Origin of the sequence: Halobacterium sp. MBLA0001 (assembly GCF_049705385.1) — an archaeon.
GTDB lineage: Archaea > Halobacteriota > Halobacteria > Halobacteriales > Halobacteriaceae > Halobacterium > Halobacterium salinarum.
Map to the genome: position 1 here is coordinate 343,753 of NZ_JBNAMQ010000007.1, position 20,740 is coordinate 364,492.

Below are 20,740 nucleotides of genomic sequence, written 5' to 3' on the forward strand. Positions count from 1 at the left end.
TTATGCCCGCTGGAATTACTTAGATATCTGATCATAAAACCAGAAGTGTCAGACGGTATGTTTAATCATACGCAATTCACATTATTCACTTATGAAAAAGTCAACTCTGGCGCTTATATCCGTGTTGTGCGGTTTTATCGGCTCGTACACAGTCCAGAACATCACGTCGGCCGGGTACAACGGGCTGTTACTACTCGTATCGTGTCTCATCAGTGGCGTTGTGGTTTGGTCACTGGCGACTGTGCGACCAGACGTTCTTCAGCGTATGACCGCTGGATTTGGAATGGACATTGCGTTTGGAGTTGCGCTGGCACTGGTCGGTGGGGGAGTGGCGTTGGTCGTACTCATTGTGGCAAACGCGAGCGACTCCACGATTGCGATTCCGGGTATCGTGCTCGGGGCGGTGGCCTCGGTGCTACTCGGGTTCTGGAGGAGTACACCAGAAGCGATGTGATCGACGGATTCGACTGCGAAGTTACGCTACACGATTAGCGAGAACAAAATACGAGGTGACAGTCAGCCGTGGAACTCGTGGTACTCCATGCCCTGCTGTTTCAGCTCCTCGCTGCGCTTGCGTTCGAGGAACGAGTACACCGACCCGTGGGGTGCCCCGTCGAGCAGCATCTCCGCCGCCGACCGCGCCACGTCAACCTCGGAGGGCTGGCCGATGACGCCGAACGTCGACCCGTAGATGACAACGGACGCACCGGTGAGTTCCTCCATCAGCTCCCGTGTGCGGCCGTTCTCCCCGATGAGTCGGCCCTTCTTCCGGCGGAGGTCGTTGTCGTTGCGGGCGGCGCGCCCGATGTCGATGGTGTCGAACATCCGCATGTCGTCGTCCAGCAGCGTCAGCGCCTCGTCGGGCTTGAACCCGCGGCCGATGGCCTGCACGATCTCCGGTGCCTGCATCCCCCGCACGGGGTCGCCCGTGCGCTCGATGGCGACCGCACCGTCCTGGGAGTCGACATCGATGTCGACCTCGGCGGCGGCCTCGATGCGGCGCAGCGTCTCGCCCCCGTCGCCGATGAGCACCCCGATCCGGTCGGTCGGAATCTTCACGTGTTTCATGCTGCAGTCTATTTGTCGCTCGCGTAAAAGCCTTCGTCACCTGCGTCAGTCGGTCTGCGCCCGATCCACGGCAGTGACGGCGACCGCAGCCAGCACCCACTAGTCCCCGAACCCGACCGCGTCGCGGGCGCGCTGGCGCTCGTCGTCGGTGAGCCGGAACGCGTCGAGTGCCTCGGTGACATCGCCGAGTGCCGCGCGCCGCCGCTGGTGGGCCGCGAGGAACTCGGTGATGCGGTCGGCGGCGAGGTCTTTCAACTCCCCGGAGAGCAGGTTCCCGGCCCGGTACTCGCGCTCGATGCGCGCGAGTTCGGCGTCGTCGGGCTCGAAGAACGCCGAGAGGTACTGGAAGGGCACGTCCTCCGCGGGGACGCCGCCCTTCGCCCGGTGTTCCTCGACGCTCGCGCGGCCGCCGGTGTAGGCGTGCGTGCGAACCTTCTCGCGGACCGTGTCGGGGCTGTCTGTGAGACGAATCGAGACGCCCGCCGAACTGCTCATCTTCCCGGGGCCCGCCAGCGACGGCAGGAACTGCATCAGGAGCGCCCCGGGCTTCCGGACCGGGTAGCGGGCTTTCGCAGCGACATCCCGGCTCACCCGCACGTGGGGGTCCTGGTCGACGGCGATGGGGACCAGCGTCTCGTGTTCGCCGTGGACGAGCTGCGGGAGCAGGAGGTGGGCGGTCTGGACGGCCGGGTAGAACGCCTGCCCGACGTTGTCCGGCTCGCCGTAGACGTTCTGGAGCGTCGCGTGCCGCACGTCCCCCGCGAACGCGGTCGCCAGCGGGTAGAGCACGTCCGCGTCCCGCGTGTCGACGACGATGCGCGTCAACTCGGGGTCGAACCCGACCGCGAGCAGGTCACGGAGGTTCGCTCGCAGATAGTCGCCCGTCTCCGCGGGCGTCTGGTCTTTGAACCAGTACTTCTCGTCGTCGGAGAGCGGAACGTAGACCCGGGCGCCGAACTCGTCCTGCAGGCGTCTCGCGAAGTAAAACACCATCGCGTGCCCGAGGTGCATCGGCCCCGACGGCCCGACGCCGGTGACGATGGACTGTTCACCGGCCGTCAGGAAGTCGTCGACGTCCCGGCCGGCGTAGAACAGCCCCCGGTTCACCAGTGGGTGGTCGGGGAACCGGGCGCGCTGGTCGTCGGTCAGTTCGTCGGCGCCGAAGCGAGCGAGCAGTTTCTCGTAGTCGAGGTCGTCGCTCTCGACGGCGTACGGCGTCACGGATTTTCCGTCGGCTGTCATGTGTGTTGGTGTGGGTGCGTGGCTGGTGGTCGACGCGCAGTACGGGAGAACAGCGGGACCGGAGTGAGCCACGCCCCCGACCCGAGCGGGTGACGCCCGTCAGGCCGCGGCGGCGAAACTGTCCGCTCCCCGGACGCGCCAGCGCCAGCCACAGGGAGCAGACTGCATACGCGTGAGTGCGTCGACCACGTTCAAAACAGTTTCTGTCCGGTCCGTTCAGGCGTCGTCAGCGTCGCTGCCCCGGTCGAGACTCCCCTCGGTGCCGTCGCGGTCGCCCGCCGCCGTGTCCGCCTCGGCGCGCGGGGTCGCGTGCTCGTGGACGTACGACAGCAGGTCGTCGGGGTCGGCGTCCGCGCCCTGCCGCGCGAAGAAGTTCGCGACGTTCCGGCAGTCCCGTTCGAGGAAGGTCGCGCTGTTGGGGTGGTGGATGGTCACCGCCTGGCCCACGTCGATGACGACCAGTTCGCCCTCGTAGACCACAACGTTGTACTCCGAGAGGTCGCCGTGCACGAGGCCGGCGTCGTACAGCCGCCGCACGTACTCGCGGACGACCTCGTAGGCTATCTGGGGGTTCTCGATGTCAACGTCGCTGAGCGTCGGCGCGGCGTCGCCCTCGCGGCCGATGAGCTCCATCACCAGCACGTTGCGCTGGACCGCCAGCGGCGCCGGCACCCGCACGCCGGCCGCCTTCGCGCGGCGCAGGTTCGAGAACTCCTTGCGCGTCCAGGACAGCACGACCGCCTTCTTGTCGCCGCGCAACCCCTCGAAGCGCGGGTCGCCCTCCAGGTACGCCCGCATCTGCTGGAAGTTCGACGCGTTGATGCGATACACTTTCAGCGCCACGTCGCCGCCCTCGGCGTCCAACGCCTCGTAGACGTTGGCCTCCTTGCCCGTGGAAATGGGGCCGCCCATCGCGCCCACGTGGTCGTCCTCGACGAGCTTGTAGATGGCCGCGTACGTCGCGTCGTCGAACGCCCCGTCGTCGAGCTTGAACTGCTCGGTGTCCTTCAGGCGCTTGCGGAACTCCGCGAACTCGCGGTCTTTCGTGCGCGCGATCTTGTCGGCTTCCGTGTCCCTGACGTCGATTTCCTCGAACTCGTCGCCGGGCGCGCCCGCCGTCTCCTCGGTCAATCCGTACTCGTCGTCGGTCACTGCCGGCCCACCGCAATCATTCGATGTGCCCCTCCTCGCGGAGCTGGTCGGCGTCGCTTTTCTCGTAGCGCCACGTCACGTCGGCCTTGTCGTCCTGCCAGTCCCAGGGCTCCACGAGCACGATGTCGTCCTCGCGGATCCAGATGCGCTTTTGCATCCGGCCGGGGATGCGCGCCGTCCGCTCCTCGCCGTCCGCACACCGCACCTGCACGCGGTTCGCGCCGAGCATGTCCGTGACCTCCGCGAACACCTCGTCGTCCTCGGGCATTCGCAAGTTCTTGCGTCCGCCGCCGTCGTCGCTCATACGCCGCGGTTGAACAGCGAACTGTTTAAACCCCACCACTCCACGGCACTCGACCGCCGACCAGCAGGCTTACTACGGCCGCTGAGCGTGCCTGCGATATGTTCGACAAACTCGGGCTGTCGGGAGTCTTCGGACTGGTGTTGATGGTCGTCGGCGTCGCCGTCGTCGCGTGGAAAGCGCCGGTCGTCGCGGCTGGCCTCACGGCTGTCCTCGTCGGCCTCGCGCTCGTCGCCCGTGGCGCCATCCAGTCCGTCATGGGCGTGTTCGGGATGGCGTAATCGCGTCCACAACACGCAGCGGGAACGCAGGCCCGCGGCAGGACGCGAAGGTAGTTGTCGGCGACCCGCTCCGTCCCGGCCACCTTGCCGTGCTCGTCCAGCGCCACGCGGAGCGCCGTCTCGGCACCCCCGGTGGCGTCGTTACTCGCCGCGGATCTCTCGGAGCCGCTGCCGCCCTGGCTCGATGAGTTCGTCCAGGGCGGCGGCGAGCGCGCCCTTCGCGTCCGCCGGGTGGAGCTCCCCCGACTCCAGGTCGTCGGCGAGGTCCTCGTAGGACTCGTAGACGAGGTCGCCGCCGTACTCGTCGGGGCGCTGTACGACGACCTCGTCGAACCGCGGGAAGACGTGGTACTGGAACAGCTCCAGCACCGGGTTGACCGTCTCGCCCTCGGGGTCCCGGGTCTGGGGGCAGAACGCCCCGGTGACCTTCTCCTCGATGTCCGCCGTGGAATCCTCCATCGAGATGGTGACGCCCTCGCTGGAGGACATCTTCCCGTCGCCAGTTCCGAGGTCGCCGATGATGGGCGTGTGCAACACCGGGCGCTTCTCGTAGCCGACGCTCGGCAGTTCCTCGCGGGCGAGCATGTGGACCTTCCGCTGGTCCATCCCGCCGATGGCGAGGTCCAAATCGAGGTACTCGATGTCCAGCGCCTGCATCAGCGGGTAGACGACGTGGCTGACCTTCGGCGTCTCCCCGCTCTGAATCTCTGCCATCGCGCGCTGCGCGCGCTTCAGGGAGGTCTCGACCTGCATCGCGTGCAGGTCGAGTTCGTAGTCCTCGTCGAGCTGGAACGACGACCCGAGGACGAACTCGGTCTGATCCTCGTCGAGGCCGTACGCGAGGAACTGTGCTTTCATCTGGTCGGCGGTCGCCCGGATCTCCTCGAAGCTCCCCTTGTCGTTGAGGTAGGCGTGGACGTCCGCCAGCAGCACCACGACCTCCATCCCCGCGTCCTGGAGGTCCATCAGCTTGTTCGCCGTCAGCAGGTGTCCGAGGTGGAGCACGCCGGAGGGCTCGTAGCCGACGTACACCCGCTTGCCCTCGGGGTCCTCGGCCAGTTCCCGCACCTCTTCCTCGGTCACGACCTCCGCCGTGTTCCGAGTGATGCGCTCGTACGCGTTCATACGCTCGGAGACTCGGGCCGCGGGGTTAAGCGGTGCGGAAGTCTGTGAACGGTTCGAACGGACGAGTCCCGACACGGCAGTGGACCGAACCCCCGAAAGCCGTAACCGGTCGGTTCCCGAACCACGAGCCGATGGACGACACGGTCGCTGCGATTGCGGAACGCGACCTCGGCGCACCGCCAGACGCCGTCGCGCCGGTCGCCGAAGGCCTCCAGCACGAGACGTACGTCCTCACGGTCAACAGTCGAGGCTACGTGCTCCAGTTCGCGGCGTCCGGAGACAGTCGGGACGTGGAGCCGCTGGCCCGCGGCCGCCACTGCTACGTCGCGCTCCGGGAGACCGAGATTCCGGTCCCGCGAGTGGTCAGCGAGCGCGTCGCCGAGTTCGACGACCGGCGGTACGTGCTCGTCGAGAGGCTCCCGGGGACGACCGGCGAGCGAGACGTCTCCCCGGCGCGCACGCGGAACGCGGCCGCCACTCTCGCGGCGATTCACGACCACGCCGCGTTCGACACTGCGGGCGTGCTGGTGGGCGCAGGTGGCGAGCTGTCCGTCCGAGCGTGCGGCGACGCGACGTTCCGCGAGTGGGTGCAACGCGAGGTTTCGGAGAGCGCCGGACACCTCAGGGACGCCGGACTGGGGTCGATTGCCGACGGTTTAGAAGACGTTCTCGACGAGTTCGCCGACCACCTCCCGGAGTCGTTCGACCCGGTGCTCTGCCACGGCGACTTCTCACCGGACAACGTGCTGTTCAGTGACGACGAGGTAGTCGGGGTGCTGGACTTCGACCGCGCCCGCGCCGGCCGCGCCGAGTGGGACCTCGCGGCGGCCGCGAACGCGTTTTGGATGCACGACCCGACCGCCGACTGGTGCGTCAGGGAGACATTCTACGAGGGGTACCGGGCGGTGCGGCCGGTCGCCGGGTCTTTCGACCGCTGCGAGCCGCTGTACCGGGCGGCGACGCTCGCTCGACTCGTCGCGGGCATGCTCGCGCTCGACGAGCTATCCGCGTACGAGCGGGATTTCTACGCCGAACGCCTCCAGAACGCGGTTGGACGGGCGAGCCGAGAACTAGGCAGGCAGTGAGTCTGTGAGCGGAGCGTTGCGGTCGAGCCGAGACAGTCAGTCCCTATCCGCGCGGTGTTCGGAGATGATGGAGTCGACCATTGTCTCCTTCTGCTCGCGTTCACGCTCGGCCTTCCGCTGCTTCCAGTCCTCGACGACGGACTCCACTTCGGACTCGTTGGCGATGGCGAGTTCGTCGACTTCGCGGATGGTGACGCCGTCGGCGGGGCCGACGGGAATCTCGTGGTCGAACAGCACCTCGTCGGCGGCGTCAGAGAGGCCGCCCGACCGCAGGACGACGCGGGGGTCGAAGCCGGCGAGGAGTTCGGCAGTGCGGCGGCCCGCGCCGGAGGCGTCGCGGAGGTAGACGACATCGCCGCTGGCGATGCCGTACTCGTCGTCGGCCGTCTCGATGGCGTCGACCGTGAACTGGTCGACGGGCTTGACGGCGACGAGATCGCGGCCCTCGCCGCCGACGTCGCCGAGGTTCGAGTGGTCGAGCTTCCAGAGGTCTTTCAGGCGCTCCAGTTTGGCTTCGAGTTCGTCCGCGCGCTCCCGTTGCTCCTCCAGTTCGGTCTCCAGGCGGTCGTTCTCCCACTCCAGTTGGGTGACTTCGCGGCGCTCGCGGGCTTCCTGGCGTTCCTCGCGGCGGGCCTCCGAGAGCTCGTCCTCGTACTCCTCGATCGTGGCGTCTTTCGCGTCGAGTTCGGCGTCGAGATCGGAGACGTGGGCCTGCAGGCGCTCGACCTGGGCTTCGAGGTCTTTGATGCGGCGCTCGTCGTCGGTGAGCTCGCGGGGGTCGTGGGTGGGCTCGTCGGGTTCGGGGTCGTCGGTCTCTTCGAGGTCCGAGAGGACGGCCTGAAGCGGTTCCCCGTCGAGCACCCGCGCTGCCACGTCGCCCTCGTCGAGGGTCGGCGGCGTCTCCCGGGTGGCGCGCTCGATGGTTTCTCGGTAGTGGTCGTAGGCGTACAGCGCGGCCGCCATCGCGTCCCGCTGGTGGTCGTCGTCGTAGCCCTCCTCGCGGGTGCGGTGTTGTTTCTCGTCGACCGGGAGATCGGTGTCCGGGTCCCACGTCGGTGCGTCGAAGCTGGCCGCGATCTTCTCGACGGTGTCGGGCATCGGCGTGACGTCGGCGGCCACCAGCGCCGGGCGGCCGTGCTCGATGATCCACTCGATGACATCGCCGGTGTCGGCGGTGCGCGTGCTCATCACGTCGAGCACGTGGCCGTCCAATCCAACGAGCGCGACGGCCGTCGTAGTTCCCGGGTCGATGCCGACGAGCACGCGGTCCCGGCGGCGCGCCAGCGGCCGGAACTCGATGCCGTCGCGGCGCACGGGCTCGACTTCCACCCGGGTGTCGCCGGCGCGGTGCTCGCTCACGGGGATGTTCTCGGGGCGCGCCTGCACCGTGAACACGGCGTTGGCGTAGCCGCCGTACTTCTCGGTGACCTCCCGGTCGTAGTCGAGGCCGGCGTCGTCAAGCGTTGATTCGACGGTGCGGGTTTCCCGCTTGACCGAGCCGTGGATGCGCCGCGTGAAGCGATCCGCGCTCCACCCGCCACCGCCACCCGTGGACCGCCCGCGGGCGACCTTGAGTTCGGTTTCGTCGGTGAACGCCGACACCTCGTAGCCGACGTTGTGGGCGGCCAGTCGGGCGGCGGCCTCCGCTTCCTCCATCGCGGGTTTGCCGTACGGGACGCCGTGGCGTTTGGCCACCCTGGAGAGGGGTTCGGGGCGTTCGTCGCCGGTCACCTGCACGAGCGTGGTGGAGTCGGGCAGCCGCCGCAGCAGGTGAACGAGTTGGTCCTTGTCGGCGGCGAGCTCGTACATGTTGTCGGTGGCGACGATGGCGGGCTCGCGGTCGGCCACCAACCGCAACAGCTTCCGGCGCGTGACAACGTCGCGCTCGACGGTCTCGCCGTCAAAGCTCACAAGCGCGTAGGAGGGCGCGTCACCGCGCACGTCACCGCTTTGCACGTCGACGCCGAACACGAGAGCGTCGAGGGCGCTCGTGCGTGTACTCACGCCCGAACGTACGACGTGAGCACGCATAAGTGCACGGCGGCGCGGTCAGTCGGCGTCCGGGAACGGGATTTCGTGGGTCAGGCCGTCGTGGGCGACGAACGCCTCCCCGTCGAAGCCCGACGCGCCCGCACTGATTTCGCTGGCGTCGCCCGCGTACCGCGAGGAGACGTGCGTGAGCGCGAGCGCCTTTGCGCCCGCCTCCGTCGCTACGTCCGCGGCCTCGCCGGCCGTCGAGTGGCCCGTCTCGGCGGCGCGCTCGCTGGCGTCGTTGGCGAACGTCGCGTCGTGGATCAGGAGGTCCGCGTCTTCGGCGGCCGACACCACGGGGTCGTGGGGCCGAGTGTCGCCCGTGTAGACGAGTGTGCGGCCCGGCCGCGGGTCGCCCACGACCTGCTCGGGGCTGACAACGGTGCCGTCGTCGAGTTCGACCGGCTGGCCGTCGTGGAGCGTCGAGAACTTCGGGCCGACCGGGACGCCGAGTTCCTCGGCGCGCGCCCGGTCGAAGCGACCCGTCCGGTCGTCCTCCACGAGCGCGTACCCGACGGAGGCGGTGCTGTGCGCCGTCTCGAACGCCCGCACCTCGTAGTCGTCGTGGGAGCGCACGACCGCGCCGGGGGTGGCCTCGGTGATCCGGACCGGATAGCCGACGTCGCCGCCGGCCGAGAACACGAGGTCCTCGATGTCGCCGCGCAGGCCGCGTGGCACGTGGATCGTCAGGGGGTCCGTGCGGTCGTTGAAGTCCCAGGTGTGAACGAGCCCCGGCAGCCCGAAGACGTGGTCGCCGTGGCCGTGCGTGATGAACACGTCGGAAACCCCAAAGCCGGTCTTGTACCGCATCATCTGGCGCTGCGTGGCTTCGCCGGCGTCGAAGAGGAACGCGTCGCCGTTGCGGCGCACGAACACGGAACTGGGGTTGCGTTCGGTCGTGGGGACGGCGCCACTCGTCCCGAGGAAGGTGACCTCCAGAGTCATGCCCGAACCTGGGCGGGCCGCGCGCAAAACCTCACCGATGCGGTGGAGGCGCGCCGGCGGCCGGGCCGGCGACCGGCCCTTTCTTTGTGCCGTGGCGGGTAGCAGCGGGTAGCAATGGACGAGCCGCTGTGGATCGACGAGCACGCGCCGTCGCTGGCCGACCTCCCGCAGGCGAGCGTGCGCGACCGGCTCCGGGACGCCGTCGACGAACCCGTGAACCTCGTGGTGTACGGGCCGTCGGGCGCGGGGAAGACCGCCGCCGTTCGCGCGCTCGCAGCGGCCGCCCACGACGATCCGGAGACGGATCTCGTGGAGGTGAACGTCGCGGACGTCTTCGGGATGACGAAAACGGAGATCAGCGAGGACCCCCGGTTCGCGTCGTTCATCGACGCCAAGCGCCGCCGGAACTCCTCGAAGGCCGACCTCGTGAACCACGTCCTGAAAGAGACCGCGAGCTACTCGCCGGTTTCGGGCGGCTACAACACCATCCTGCTGGACAACGCCGAGGCCATCCGGGAGGACTTCCAGCAGGCGCTGCGGCGGGTGATGGAGCGCCACCACGAGGCCACGCAGTTCATCATCGCGACCCGCCAGCCGTCGAAGCTGATCCCGCCGATCCACTCGCGGTGTTTCCCCGTCTCAGTGCGCGCGCCGACCGACGACGAGGTCGTCGACGTGCTCCGGGAGATCGTGGCCGCCGAGGGCGTCGACTACGAGCCGGACGGCCTGGAGTTCGTCGCGGGGTACGCGGAGGGCGACCTCCGGGAGGCCGTGTTGGGCGCGCAGACGACCGCCGAGCAGGAGGGCGAGGTGACGATGAACGCCGCCTACGAGGCGCTGCAGGACGTCGGCAGCGACGCCGCCGTGGAGTCGATGCTCGACGACGCCGAGGCCGGCGCGTTCACCGACGCACGGTCGACGCTGGACGACCTGCTGGTGGACGAGGGGATGAGCGGCGGCGAGGTGCTCGATGACCTCCTGGAGGTCGCGCGCTCGCGGTATTCCGGCGACGACGTGGCGGAGCTGTACGCGCTTGCGGGCGACGTGGAGTTCGATCTCACGCGGGGCACCAGCGACCGCGTGCAGCTCGGGCGGCTGCTCGCGGAGCTTGGCCGGTAGGCTTTTATCGGGATGCGGGTTCGGTCAGAGCATGGAGCTTGCGGAGTACTTCGAGCGCGCCGGCATCGTTGTCGGGTCGATGTTGATGGTGTCGCTGCCCGCGTCGCTGGTGCTGTGGGTGGTGACCGGCCCGGCGACGCCGTGGTGGGAGACGGTGGCGCAGCTCGCACCCGGCTTCGTGATCGGATGGTGGGTGGCTGTCGGGCGAGCGCCGGTCGAGTACGCGACCGTCTGGTTCACCAGCCTGTTCGGATACCTGCTGGCGTCGGCGGTGATGGCCGCCCTGAACGTCCGCCCGGTCGGTGCCAACCGGGTGTGGGCACTGATCGCGGTCATCGGGTCGCTGGCGGTCGTCGGGCTCGTCGACCACTACCGGTCGTGACTACACCAACACGAGGACGTGGCGGACGAGCGACCGGTGGACGCGGCGCTGGAAGCGTGCGTCGACGGTCCAGCCCGCGGCGGTGGCTTCGGCGCGCCAGTCGCGGTCGGCGACGAGCACGCACCGGCCGGCGGTGACGCGGGCGAGCTCGTCGAGTGCCCCCCCGACCAGGTCGGCGAGGTCGTGGGTGGCGATCTTCGACTGGCGGCCGTAGGGGGCGTCGAGGACGGCGGCGTCGATGCTGTCGGAGGGCAACGGCAGCGCGGTGGCGTCGGCACGCCCCGTGGTGGCGTCATCGACGTAGTGGGTGAGGTTGCGGCGCGCGCCCGCCGCCATTTTCGCCTGGGCGTCCGTGCCGATGGGGTGTGCGCCGAGCAGCCCGGCTTCGATGAGCACGCCGCCGGTGCCACACATCGGATCGAGGACGCGGTCGCCGGGGGTGACGCGGGCGAGGTTGCAGGCCGCGCGCGCCAACAGCGGGTCCATGCTGCCCGGCTGGAAGAACGGGCGGTCGGTGGGTTTGCGGGTGCCGTAGTCGCGGACGGAGTCGGCGACGTGCCACCCCAGAAAGCAGTCGTCGGCGGTGAACAGCGCGCGCAGTTCGTGGTCGGGGGCGTCGAGGTCCACGTCGAAGCCGGCGTCCACGAGGACGGCGCCGAGGTCGCGTTCGGCGCGCTGGGTGTCCACGCCGGTCGTGTGGCGCACGTCGCGGGCGCGCACGGCGACCGACCCCGTGCGGTCGAGGGGCGCGTCCCGGAGCGCGGCGACGGCCGCGGGGACGGTGGCGGCGGCGGTTGTGAGGTGGTCGGCGGCGCGGTGCGTGTACGCTAACCCGGCTAGCGCGTCGGTGTCGAGGCTGCTGGCGGTGGCGACACCGGGCGCGACCACGGTGGCGTCGGGGGCTGCAGTGCGGGCTTCGGCGGCGGCGAACGCGTCGGCGTCGTCCCCGCCGAGTTCGAGCACGAACACGCACGACCTGGACGCCCGCCGGCAATCAGGCTGCCGGTGACGCTGGGTATTTGAGGCACCACTCCCCGGACTACCAATCTTTATAAAGGTTAAATACGTGGTTTAAGTCGAACGATGACCGACCCCAAGGAAACCATCAACATTGAAAACGTGGTCGCCTCCACCGGCATCGGGCAGGAGCTCGATCTCCAGAGCGTGGCGATGGACCTCGAGGGCGCTGACTACGACCCCGAGCAGTTCCCCGGCCTGGTCTACCGCACGCAGGACCCGAAAAGCGCCGCACTCATCTTCCGCTCGGGCAAGATCGTCTGCACGGGCGCGAAATCAACCGACGACGTACACGAGAGCCTCCGCATCGTCTTCGACAAGCTCCGCGAGCTCTCGATCAAGGTCGAAGACGACCCCGAGATCGTCGTCCAGAACATCGTCACGTCCGCTGACCTCGGCCGCCAGCTGAACCTCAACGCCATCGCCATCGGGCTGGGCCTCGAGAACATCGAGTACGAGCCCGAGCAGTTCCCCGGGCTCGTCTACCGTCTCGACGACCCCGAGGTCGTGGCGCTGCTGTTCGGCTCCGGGAAGCTCGTCATCACCGGCGGCAAAGAGCCAAAGGACGCCGAGCACGCCGTCGACAAGATCACGTCCCGGCTCGAGGAGCTGGGGCTCCTCGACTAGGCGGGCATGGTGGCGACCGTCGAACCGGTCGCGGGCACGCCGCTGCAGTATCTCGCCACGTTCGTCGGTGGCTGGCTGCTGTTCGGGTTCACGGCCCACGCGGCCGCGACGTACATCCTCGGGGAGGTCCCCTGGAAGCGTGGCTTCCTCGTCGGCGTCGCGCCGGCCGTGGTGACGCTCGTGCTCGTGCGGTTCAACCCGCTGCTCATCGTCGCCGTCGGGCTGGCTGCCGACGCTGCCGCCGTGCGCGCCGTATACCGGGTTCGCTACCGGACGACGGTGTTCGTCGTGGTGATGCATTACACCGTGTCGCTGGCGGTGGTGTTGCTGGTTGCGAACCTGCTGGCGGTGTTGTCGACGGCGCCCGGCTGACGGTCGCAGCCGGAGAGAACGCGCACCGCGATTTTTACCCATGGGCCGTGCAGTGACGCGCATGGACGAGTACGACCAGCGCGCACTGCGCGCCAGCGTGATGGCGCTTGGCGCGGCGGTGCTCGCGTACGCCGCCACCTACGTCCACCGGCCGGGGCCGGACGTTGCTGCGGTGTTCGGCCTCGGTGCCGTGGTGTCGCTGGCGGCCTACTACATGCTGGGTCGGCCAGCGTCGCTTGCCGACCGGTGGCTCGCGCCGGCCGGCGGGGCCGCCGTTTCGCTGGCCACGACCACCATCGGGGAGATGCGGATCGCGGCGATCGGGCTTGCGGCCGCGGGCGTCGTGGGCACGATGGCCTACCCCGCCGGCGGGACGGCGGTCCGACTCGTGGTCCGCGCGACCCGCCAGGTGGCCGGCGCGGAGGAGTGAGGTCAGTCCACGAGGCGTTCGATTTCGGTGACGAGGATGCCGGACGCGCCGACGGCTTTGAGCTCCGAGATCGCCTCGAAGACGTCGCGCTCGGGGACGACGGCGTGCACCGCAACCGTCCCCGGTTCGTCGACATCGAGCACCGTCGGGCCGCCAAGCCCCGGCAGCACTGCCTTCACGTCGTCGAGGCGGTCGGCGGGCGCGTTCAGCATCACGTAGCGCTTCCCGTGGGCGTCGAGCACGGATCGGAGCGCGGTTTCGACCTGCTGGACTTTGGGGTCGTCGTGGACGTCCTCGTGGGCGAACAGCCGCACTGACGACGACAACACCTCGTCGACGACCTGGAGGCGGTTGACGCGGAGCGTCGTGCCCGTGGACGTGATGTCGACGATGGCGTCGGCCATCTCGACGTGGGGCGTGAGTTCGGTCGCGCCGGTCACCTCCACGATCTCCGGGGTGGCGGTGGTGTCCGCGAAGTACGCGCGGGTGATCGTCGGGAACTCGGTGGCGACGGTCGCCCCGTCGAGGTCGGCGGGGGCGGTGACGTCGCCGTCCTCGGGGGCGGCAAGCACCAGTCGGCACGACCCGTAGTTGAGATCGAGGCGCTCCTCGACGCAGTCGACGCCGGACTCCCGGAGTTGGTCGTGGCCCGTGATCCCCGCGTCCGCCGCGCCGTCGGCGACGTACTCGGGGATGTCGGCGGCGCGCGCGTACAGCACCGTGAGCGCCGGGTCGACGGTGTCGGCGTACAGTTGGCGGTCGGCGCCGTCTTCGACGCCGATGCCGGCGCGGTCGAGCAGCGCCAGGGTCGGGTCGTGGAGGCGTCCCTTGTTCGGAACGGCGATGCGCATGCCAGCCGGTTCACCGGGGGTGCGGAACTAGCTTTGGGTGGCGGCGGCGGGGCGGGGTTTGAAGCACGCGGGCGTCCCACCGGAGGGTATGCTAGATCGGACCCGGGAGTACGCGCCCGTCGGGTTGGTACCGCTGGCGTGGGGGTTCACCGCTGCCGCCCACCTCGGATACGTCGGGTCGCACGCGCTGTTCGTCGCCCACGTCGTGATCGTGGGGCTGCTGGTTGCGTTCGGGGCGGTGTCCTGGACGGAGATGGACGCGGGCGCGCTGCGGGCGTGGCGCGGCGTCATCGTTGCGGGCGTCGGCGTGACGCTGCTCGGCGTGGCGTCGTTCCGGGTGCCCGCCGTGCCGGGCGGCGTGTTGCGCGCGGCGACCGTGGTCGGGTGGATGTTGCTCCCCGTGCGGGCGCTGGCCGTGACCGCGCGCCGAACGCCGGCCCCGGGGCTGGCGCGGGTCTACCTCGGCGCGGCCATGGCGTCGGTGGCTGGCGGGGCGGTGACGGTGGTGGGGCTTGCGGCGCCGCTGTCGGCGGCGTCGGGGTGGCTCGTGCTGGCGGGCATCGGGGCCGTGGGCGTGGGCCAGACCGCGAGCATCGCGGCGGCCGCCTGGGAGTCGTCGCGTCCCGACAGCTTTTCGCCCGGGTCGGGCGAACACGCGATATGAGCGACACGCTGCGGGTTGCCGGCGGCGCGGTACTGCATCCTGACTTCACCGTGAGCGACGGCGACGTGCTGGTTGATCGGGACGCCGGGGAGATCATCGCGGTCGGGGACACGCCCGCGGGCGACGAGACGGTGGACGCGGCGGGCTGTCTGGTGATGCCGGGGCTGGTGAACGCCCACTGTCACGTGGCGATGACGCTGCTGCGCGGGTACGCCGACGACAAGCAACTGGACGCGTGGCTCCAGGAGGACATCTGGCCGGCGGAGGCGGAGTTGGCGGACGGCGACATCCGCGCGGGGGCCCGGCTCGGGCTCGTGGAGATGATCCGCGCGGGCACGACGGCGTTCGCGGACATGTACTTCGAGGTGCCGGAGGTGGTCGACGCGATCACCGAGGCGGGGCTGCGTGCGCGGGTGGGCCACGGCGTGGTCACCGTCGGGAAGGACGACGCCGACGCGGTCGCGGACAACGAGGAGGCGCTGTCGGTCGCCCGCGAGTTCAACGACGCCGCCGACGGCCGCATCACGAGCGCGTACATGCCCCACAGCCTCACGACGGTCGGCGAGGAGTATCTCCGCGAGTTCGTCGCGGCGGCCCGTGAGGCCGACGTGCCGGTGCATTTCCACGCCAACGAGACCGAGCAGGAGGTCGAGCCGATCGTCGACGAGCACGGCAGCCGTCCCCTGGAGTACGCCGCCGACGTGGGGCTGCTTGCGGAGGATGACTTCCTGGCGCACGGCGTGCACACCACGGCCGGCGAGATCGAGTTGCTCGCGGAGTCGGGGGCAAGCGTCGTGCACTGCCCGGCGTCGAACATGAAGCTGGCGTCCGGGATGGCGCCCGTCCAGGCGATGCGGGAGGCCGGCGTGACCGTTGCGCTCGGGACGGACGGGGCGGCGTCGAACAACGACCTCGACGTGTTCGACGAGCTGCGGGACGCGGCGATGCTGGGGAAGCTACAGACCGGCGCGGCCGACGCCGTGCCGGCCCGGGCGGCCGTCGAGATGGCGACCGCGGGCGGGGCGGCCGCCCTGGGGTTCGACTCGGGGCGCATCGAAGTGGGCGCCAACGCGGACCTCGCGGTCGTGGATTTCGACGCGCCACACCTCACACCGGTCCACGATCACGTCTCGCATCTGGCGTACGCGGCGACCGGCCAGGACGTGCGGCACACGATCTGTGACGGCGCGATCCTGATGCGGGACCGCGAGGTGCTGCCGTTCGACGAGGCCGCGGTGCGGGAGCAGGCCGCACAGCGCGCGAGCGAGCTGGCAGCGCGCGCCGGCGAGTAGCGCGGCGTGCCTGGTGGTGCCACGGGGACGCGTGTGGCGGCTCCGGTAGCGTTTTGAGGTCGGTGCCCGTGAGTCCTGGTATGACAACTGCACCGGCGATCAGCAGCCGGCTCGATGATCCCGAGTCGGCGCGCGAGACGGGGCGCGCGAAGATCGATTGGGCGTTCGAGCATATGCCGATCCTGTCCGCGCTCCGCGAGGAGTTCGACGCCAACCAGCCGCTGGCCGGCGAAACCATCGGGATGGCGATGCACGTCGAGGCCAAGACGGCGGCGCTGGTCGAGACGATGGCCGACGCCGGGGCCGAGATCGCGATCACGGGCTGCAACCCGTTGTCGACACACGACGGCGTGAGCGCGGCGCTCGACGCCCACGAGTCGATCACCTCGTACGCCGAGCGCGGCGCGGAGGGGGAGGCGTACTACGACGCCATCGACGCCGTGCTGGCCCACGAGCCGACGGTCACGGTCGACGACGGCGGCGACCTCGTGTTCCGCGTACACGAGGACCACCCCGAGCTCATCGACACCATCATCGGCGGCACCGAGGAGACCACCACGGGCGTCCACCGGCTGCGCGCGATGGACGACGACGACGCCCTGGAGTATCCCGTGTTCGCGGTGAACGACACCCCGATGAAGCGGCTGTTCGACAACGTCCACGGCACCGGGGAGTCCGCGCTGGCGAACATCGCCATGACCACGAACCTCTCGTGGGCGGGCAAGGACGTCGTCGTCGCGGGCTACGGGGACTGCGGCCGCGGCGTCGCGAAGAAGGCCGCCGGCCAGAACGCGAACGTCATCGTGACCGAGGTCGAGCCGCGGCGCGCCCTGGAGGCGCACATGGAGGGCTACGACGTGATGCCGATGGCCGAGGCGGCCGAGGTCGGTGACGTGTTCCTCACCACGACCGGGAACAAGAACGTCATCACGCGAGCGCACTTCGAGCGCATGGACGACGGCGTGGTGCTGGCCAACGCCGGCCACTTCGACGTGGAGGTCAACCTCGATCACCTCTCGGAGCTCGCCGTCTCCGAGCGCGAGGCCCGCGAGGGCGTCCGCGAGTACGAGCTGGCCGACGGCCGCCGCCTGAACGTGCTGGCGGAGGGCCGCCTGGTCAACCTCGCGTCGCCCATCGGGTTGGGCCACCCCGTCGGCGTGATGGATCAGAGCTTCGGCGTGCAGGCGGTCTGCGTGCGCGAACTCGTGGCGAACCGCGAGGAGTACGCGGCCGGCGTCCACAACGTGCCCGACGAGCTAGACATCGAGATCGCGGAGATCAAGCTGGCGGCCGAGGGCGTCGAGTACGACGCCCTCACCGACGATCAGGCGGAGTACATGGACTCCTGGCAGCACGGCACGTAAGCCGGCAGCGCCACCGGACTGTGGCACAACGCACTAACCGGCCGGCGGCCTACCGTGGCGCATGATCGCGACGCAGGGCGCTGGCGTGCACGGGGGCATCCACCATGGCTAACTCCAACGCCAAGGGCAACCGGCGCGAGCGCGAGCTCGTGAACGCGCTCGACGAGACGGGGTTCGCCGTGATGCGCGCGCCGGCGTCGGGGGCGGCGACCAAGCGCGACCTCCCCGACGTGCTGGCGGGCAACGGCGAGGAGTTCTACGCCATCGAGGCGAAATCCTCGGCGGGCGACCCCATCTACCTGGACGGCGAGGAGGTGGAGTCACTGGTGTACTTCGCGCGGAACTTCGGCGCGAAGCCACGCATCGGCGCGCGCTTCGACCGGGAGGACTGGTATTTCTTCCACCCGGCGGACCTCCACACCACCGACGCGGGGAGCTACCGCGTCAAAAAGCAGACCGCGCTGGCCGACGGCACCGAGTTGGAGACGCTCGCCGGCGGCCCCGAGCGGACCGGCCTCGACGACTACTAGCGTCCTCGGTCGGGCGTCGGCTGCTTCGAAGCGCTTTTCCAGTGGCCCGTGGAATCGCAAGCCATGTCAGACGCGCTCGACGCCCGCGTGGAGGCCGGCATCGCCGTCCTCGCGGTGCTTGTTTTCATCGCTGTGCTCGTCGCCGCAGTGTCGGTGGGAGCCGGCGGGTTCGGAGCCACGTCCGGGTACGCAGTGGTCGCTGCGATAGTCATTTTCATCCTGTTGATGGCGGGGATCGGCTACTGGATGTCGGGCAAGCAGGGCTAATCGGGGCTGTCGTCGTCCTCGCGGTCCCGCCAGTCGGCGAGGTCGTCGTCGCCGTCGTCAAGTTTCACCTCGTAGTAGGACAGCGGATGGTTGATGGCGTCACAGAGGTCGTCGGGGTTCACGCAGTTCCCGTAGGCTTTCATCGTCGCGCACGACGGCGCGGTGTACTCGGTGGGGCTTGAGTCGCCCTGAATGTGGTCGGTCTGGTAGCGCGTCATCTCCTCGCCGAACCCCGGATTGACCTCGTAGATGTCCACGATCTCGTCCGTCGACAGCCCGACGTTCGAGAGGAACGACGTGATGGCAAAGCGGGCGTGGTGTGGGAGGTGGTCGCCGCGTTGCACCTGGTCGAGGAGGTGTTTCATGCACGGCGGGAACAGCTCCGGCACGACGGTGTCGATCTCGCGGGTGAGATCCAGGTCCGCGAGGGCGTCCTGGATGGCGGCCACCGGCTCGTCGAGGGCGTCGGCGATCTGGTCGGGGACCGAGAGGGGCAGGCCGTCCGCGACGCGTTCGCGGATGGCTTCCCGGATGAGGGTGTCGAGCTCGGCGTCGGTGACCGGCACGCGACCGTCGTCGAGCGCGCGGTTGACCAGCCGCCAGTCGTCGTCGCGAAGCGATGACGCGAGCAACAGGTACGTCGGCACGTCCACCGTGTGGGCGTCCGGTGTGGCGTGAACGTGTGCCCTGAGATCGAACTCACTGAGGAGCGTGTCACGGGAGACGCGTGTGGTGTCGGAGACGCTTTTCAGGTCGGTGTCGGTGGACTCGTCGGCGGTGAACCGGTCGTAGGCCGCGTCGGCTTCGGCCGTGGCGTACTTGCGCACGAGCACGGATTCGTCAACGATGGACACCAGCACGCGGGCGACCGGATAGGACAGCACTTCGACGCGGGTGCTGACCGTGGCGGCCGGCTCGCCGATCGTGCCGTCCGTGAGCGCGCTGACGACGCGCTCGCGGGCGCGCTCGACGACGGCGTCGTCCTCGGTAACGACGCGAGCGAGGTCCACGCCAGCTTCCTCGACGGCGTCGCGGGCGTCCCCCAGGAAGGGATAGCGGGCGTGGCGGGCGTTCATGCTGGCCCGTGTTTGCGAGCGGACGCCGATAAGCACCCCGGCTTGGACCGACACGCTCACACGCCTTGCCCCCGACGCGTCGAGTGTGCTTGCGCGCGGCCCCTGGACGTGGAAGTACGCCCTGCCGCCCGCAGTCGTCGGTGTGGCGGCGCTCGCGGCGTCGTCGCCGTGGGGCGTCGTCGGCGTCGCGCTGGCCGCGTTCGTGGTGTGGTTCCATCGCGACCCCGACCGCAGCCCGAACGGCGCGGGCGTGGTTGTGCCCGCCGACGGCACGGTGTCGGTGATCCGAACGCGCGACGACGGACGGGTTCGTGTGGGCGTGTTCATGAACGTACACAACGTCCACGTGAACCGCGTGCCGGTGGCGGGGCGCGTCGAGAGCGTCGTCCACGAGCCGGGCGGCCACCGGCCCGCGTTCAGCAAGGAGTCCGCGCACAACGAGCGCGTCCGCATCGAGACGGCGGAGTGGACGGTGGTGCTCATCGCGGGCGCGTTCGCCCGACGCATCCATCCCTACGTCGAGGCGGGTGAGGACCTCGCGCGTGGCGACCGCCTCGGCCACATCTCGTTCGGGAGTCGCGCCGACGTGGTGCTTCCACCGGCGTACGACCGCGGGGACGTCGTCGTGGAGTCCGGGCAGACGGTGCGGGCCGGCGAGACAGTCCTGGCCCGGTGACCGCTCGGAGGGCACGAGCCGGCGGCTGGACGGGTCCGGACGCGATCAGAAACGGAGCGGGCGGTGGCGTCAGTTGGACTGGATGCGCGGGGCCAGCATGTACGTGACGTGGCCTTGTGCGTCGGCGATGTCGAAGTGCAGCTTGATGGGGAACTCGTCGCCGAGTTCGAGTTCGACCTCCGCGGTCGTCGGGATGGCCTTGTTCATGTCCTTGAGGTAGTCGAGGCTGAACAGGCTGTGGGCGTCGCCGGCGTCGAGGTCGATGAGTTGGTCGGGCGCGAGTTCGAGGTGGACGTCGTCGGTGTCGCCTTCGGCGTTGACGTAGAACAGGTCGTCGCCGGTGTCGACGCCGAGCGCGATGTGGTCGGAGACCATGTCGGCGGCGGTGACCGCGCGGTCGATGTCGCGGCCTTCGATGGCGACGTGCGCGGGCAGATCGAGGTCCGGGATGTCCGGTTCCTGGCGGATCGAGTCGGGGTCGATGAGCGCAAGCGTGTATTCGAGGCCGTCGATCTGGATGTGGAGCTTGCGGGTTTCCTCGTCGAGTTCCAGTTGGATGAGCTGGCCGGCGTCGGCCATGCCCGCGATGTCCTCCAGCCGGGAGAGATTGACGCCGATGAGGCCGCCGTCGGCTTCATAGGATTCGAACGCAGTGGCGGCGAGATCGAGGTCGACCATGCCGACGCTGGCGGGGTCGACTGCGCGAATGGAGAGGGTGTCGTCGTCGAGGTGGATCTTGCACTCGTCCACCAGCACGCTCACGGAGTCGAGTGTCTCCTGGAGCGTGTCGGCGCTTACTATCGCCTTGAACATTATTGCAGACGGCTACGCAAGCCGCCCGTA

25 protein-coding genes are annotated in these 20,740 nt (G+C 69.3%); 14 read left to right on the forward strand and 11 right to left on the reverse strand.

Annotated features, from left to right (window positions below; genetic code table 11):
• Positions 1-91: 91 nt before the first annotated feature.
• Positions 92-454 (forward strand): hypothetical protein, encoded by a 363-nt coding sequence (locus ACOZ32_RS02975; protein WP_424334914.1) that lies wholly within the window; start codon positions 92-94, stop codon positions 452-454.
• A gap of 62 nt (positions 455-516) precedes the next feature.
• On the opposite strand, the gene ACOZ32_RS02980 is transcribed toward ACOZ32_RS02975, so the two are convergent.
• From ACOZ32_RS02980 to eif1A, 4 genes are all read right to left on the reverse strand, one after another.
• A complete protein-coding gene (locus ACOZ32_RS02980) occupies positions 517-1,068 on the reverse strand; it encodes a KH domain-containing protein (protein ID WP_424334915.1) in 552 nt (183 codons plus the stop codon).
• Positions 1,069-1,167: 99 nt separating this feature from the next.
• Complete coding sequence (locus ACOZ32_RS02985) at positions 1,168-2,310, reverse strand: tryptophan--tRNA ligase (RefSeq protein ID WP_424334916.1); 1,143 nt, start codon at positions 2,308-2,310, stop codon at positions 1,168-1,170.
• 216 nt (positions 2,311-2,526) lie between these two features.
• Positions 2,527-3,462, reverse strand: coding sequence for a serine/threonine-protein kinase Rio1 (rio1, locus tag ACOZ32_RS02990; protein ID WP_424334917.1), 936 nt, complete (start codon positions 3,460-3,462; stop codon positions 2,527-2,529).
• A gap of 16 nt (positions 3,463-3,478) precedes the next feature.
• The gene (gene eif1A, locus ACOZ32_RS02995) at positions 3,479-3,766 is read right to left on the reverse strand and encodes a translation initiation factor eIF-1A (protein WP_010903658.1); all 288 of its coding nucleotides are present in this window, start codon (positions 3,764-3,766) and stop codon (positions 3,479-3,481) included.
• Between the two features lie 98 nt (positions 3,767-3,864).
• On the opposite strand from eif1A, the gene ACOZ32_RS03000 reads away from it, so the two are divergent.
• On the forward strand, positions 3,865-4,044 hold the full coding sequence (locus ACOZ32_RS03000; RefSeq protein ID WP_012289467.1) for a DUF7470 family protein: 180 nt from the start codon (positions 3,865-3,867) through the stop codon (positions 4,042-4,044).
• Positions 4,045-4,185: 141 nt separating this feature from the next.
• Here ACOZ32_RS03000 and ACOZ32_RS03005 read toward each other — a convergent pair whose 3' ends face one another.
• Positions 4,186-5,169, reverse strand: a complete 984-nt coding sequence (locus ACOZ32_RS03005; protein ID WP_205251154.1) for a tyrosine--tRNA ligase — start codon at positions 5,167-5,169, stop codon at positions 4,186-4,188.
• Positions 5,170-5,300: 131 nt separating this feature from the next.
• Here ACOZ32_RS03005 and ACOZ32_RS03010 point away from each other — a divergent pair, with 131 nt between their 5' ends.
• A complete protein-coding gene (locus tag ACOZ32_RS03010) occupies positions 5,301-6,254 on the forward strand; it encodes a phosphotransferase enzyme family protein (RefSeq protein WP_424334918.1) in 954 nt (317 codons plus the stop codon).
• 36 nt (positions 6,255-6,290) lie between these two features.
• On the opposite strand, the gene ACOZ32_RS03015 is transcribed toward ACOZ32_RS03010, so the two are convergent.
• Both ACOZ32_RS03015 and rnz read right to left on the reverse strand, forming a co-directional pair.
• Positions 6,291-8,258 carry a DUF460 domain-containing protein gene (locus ACOZ32_RS03015; RefSeq protein ID WP_424334919.1) on the reverse strand — a complete coding sequence of 656 codons (1,968 nt, stop codon included), beginning with the start codon at positions 8,256-8,258 and terminating at the stop codon, positions 6,291-6,293.
• A 45-nt stretch (positions 8,259-8,303) separates the two neighbouring features.
• Positions 8,304-9,230, reverse strand: coding sequence for a ribonuclease Z (rnz, locus tag ACOZ32_RS03020; protein ID WP_010903662.1), 927 nt, complete (start codon positions 9,228-9,230; stop codon positions 8,304-8,306).
• Positions 9,231-9,344: 114 nt separating this feature from the next.
• Here rnz and ACOZ32_RS03025 point away from each other — a divergent pair, with 114 nt between their 5' ends.
• The gene (locus tag ACOZ32_RS03025; RefSeq protein WP_136361580.1) at positions 9,345-10,349 is read left to right on the forward strand and encodes an AAA family ATPase; all 1,005 of its coding nucleotides are present in this window, start codon (positions 9,345-9,347) and stop codon (positions 10,347-10,349) included.
• A gap of 31 nt (positions 10,350-10,380) precedes the next feature.
• On the forward strand, positions 10,381-10,731 hold the full coding sequence (locus ACOZ32_RS03030; protein WP_205251158.1) for a hypothetical protein: 351 nt from the start codon (positions 10,381-10,383) through the stop codon (positions 10,729-10,731).
• Here ACOZ32_RS03030 and ACOZ32_RS03035 read toward each other — a convergent pair whose 3' ends face one another.
• Entirely contained in the window at positions 10,732-11,700 is a 969-nt protein-coding gene (locus tag ACOZ32_RS03035; RefSeq protein WP_424334920.1) for a TIGR01177 family methyltransferase, read from the reverse strand.
• Positions 11,701-11,814: 114 nt separating this feature from the next.
• On the opposite strand from ACOZ32_RS03035, the gene ACOZ32_RS03040 reads away from it, so the two are divergent.
• The 3 genes from ACOZ32_RS03040 (at position 11,815) to ACOZ32_RS03050 (ending at position 13,177) form a co-directional block, all read left to right on the forward strand.
• Positions 11,815-12,375: a TATA-box-binding protein gene (locus ACOZ32_RS03040; RefSeq protein WP_010903666.1), complete on the forward strand. Its 561-nt coding sequence runs from the start codon at positions 11,815-11,817 to the stop codon at positions 12,373-12,375.
• A 6-nt stretch (positions 12,376-12,381) separates the two neighbouring features.
• Positions 12,382-12,747: a DUF7473 family protein gene (locus ACOZ32_RS03045; RefSeq protein ID WP_205251160.1), complete on the forward strand. Its 366-nt coding sequence runs from the start codon at positions 12,382-12,384 to the stop codon at positions 12,745-12,747.
• Positions 12,748-12,808: 61 nt separating this feature from the next.
• Complete coding sequence (locus tag ACOZ32_RS03050; protein WP_227970889.1) at positions 12,809-13,177, forward strand: hypothetical protein; 369 nt, start codon at positions 12,809-12,811, stop codon at positions 13,175-13,177.
• Positions 13,178-13,179: 2 nt separating this feature from the next.
• Here ACOZ32_RS03050 and hisG read toward each other — a convergent pair whose 3' ends face one another.
• Entirely contained in the window at positions 13,180-14,028 is an 849-nt protein-coding gene (gene hisG / locus ACOZ32_RS03055) for an ATP phosphoribosyltransferase (protein ID WP_136361584.1), read from the reverse strand.
• A gap of 88 nt (positions 14,029-14,116) precedes the next feature.
• Between hisG and ACOZ32_RS03060 the strand changes: the two genes are divergently transcribed.
• The 5 genes from ACOZ32_RS03060 (at position 14,117) to ACOZ32_RS03080 (ending at position 18,145) form a co-directional block, all read left to right on the forward strand.
• Positions 14,117-14,692 (forward strand): hypothetical protein, encoded by a 576-nt coding sequence (locus ACOZ32_RS03060; RefSeq protein WP_010903670.1) that lies wholly within the window; start codon positions 14,117-14,119, stop codon positions 14,690-14,692.
• A complete protein-coding gene (locus ACOZ32_RS03065) occupies positions 14,689-15,984 on the forward strand; it encodes an amidohydrolase (protein ID WP_235262728.1) in 1,296 nt (431 codons plus the stop codon). Before ACOZ32_RS03060 ends, ACOZ32_RS03065 begins: the two co-directional genes overlap by 4 nt.
• Positions 15,985-16,064: 80 nt before the next feature.
• Positions 16,065-17,348 carry an adenosylhomocysteinase gene (locus ACOZ32_RS03070; protein WP_010903672.1) on the forward strand — a complete coding sequence of 428 codons (1,284 nt, stop codon included), beginning with the start codon at positions 16,065-16,067 and terminating at the stop codon, positions 17,346-17,348.
• 104 nt (positions 17,349-17,452) lie between these two features.
• Positions 17,453-17,878: a Holliday junction resolvase Hjc gene (gene hjc, locus ACOZ32_RS03075; protein WP_010903673.1), complete on the forward strand. Its 426-nt coding sequence runs from the start codon at positions 17,453-17,455 to the stop codon at positions 17,876-17,878.
• A 63-nt stretch (positions 17,879-17,941) separates the two neighbouring features.
• On the forward strand, positions 17,942-18,145 hold the full coding sequence (locus ACOZ32_RS03080) for a DUF7472 family protein (RefSeq protein WP_010903674.1): 204 nt from the start codon (positions 17,942-17,944) through the stop codon (positions 18,143-18,145).
• On the opposite strand, the gene priL is transcribed toward ACOZ32_RS03080, so the two are convergent.
• Complete coding sequence (gene priL / locus ACOZ32_RS03085) at positions 18,142-19,221, reverse strand: DNA primase regulatory subunit PriL (protein WP_424334921.1); 1,080 nt, start codon at positions 19,219-19,221, stop codon at positions 18,142-18,144. The two genes, ACOZ32_RS03080 and priL, sit on opposite strands and share 4 nt — an antisense overlap.
• Before the next feature lie 85 nt (positions 19,222-19,306).
• Between priL and ACOZ32_RS03090 the strand changes: the two genes are divergently transcribed.
• Positions 19,307-19,897 carry a protein sorting system archaetidylserine decarboxylase gene (locus ACOZ32_RS03090; protein ID WP_012289470.1) on the forward strand — a complete coding sequence of 197 codons (591 nt, stop codon included), beginning with the start codon at positions 19,307-19,309 and terminating at the stop codon, positions 19,895-19,897.
• A 69-nt stretch (positions 19,898-19,966) separates the two neighbouring features.
• Here the strand turns inward: ACOZ32_RS03090 and ACOZ32_RS03095 are convergent, their stop codons facing one another.
• Positions 19,967-20,710, reverse strand: a complete 744-nt coding sequence (locus ACOZ32_RS03095; RefSeq protein ID WP_010903677.1) for a DNA polymerase sliding clamp — start codon at positions 20,708-20,710, stop codon at positions 19,967-19,969.
• Between the last annotated feature and the right edge of the window lie 30 nt (positions 20,711-20,740).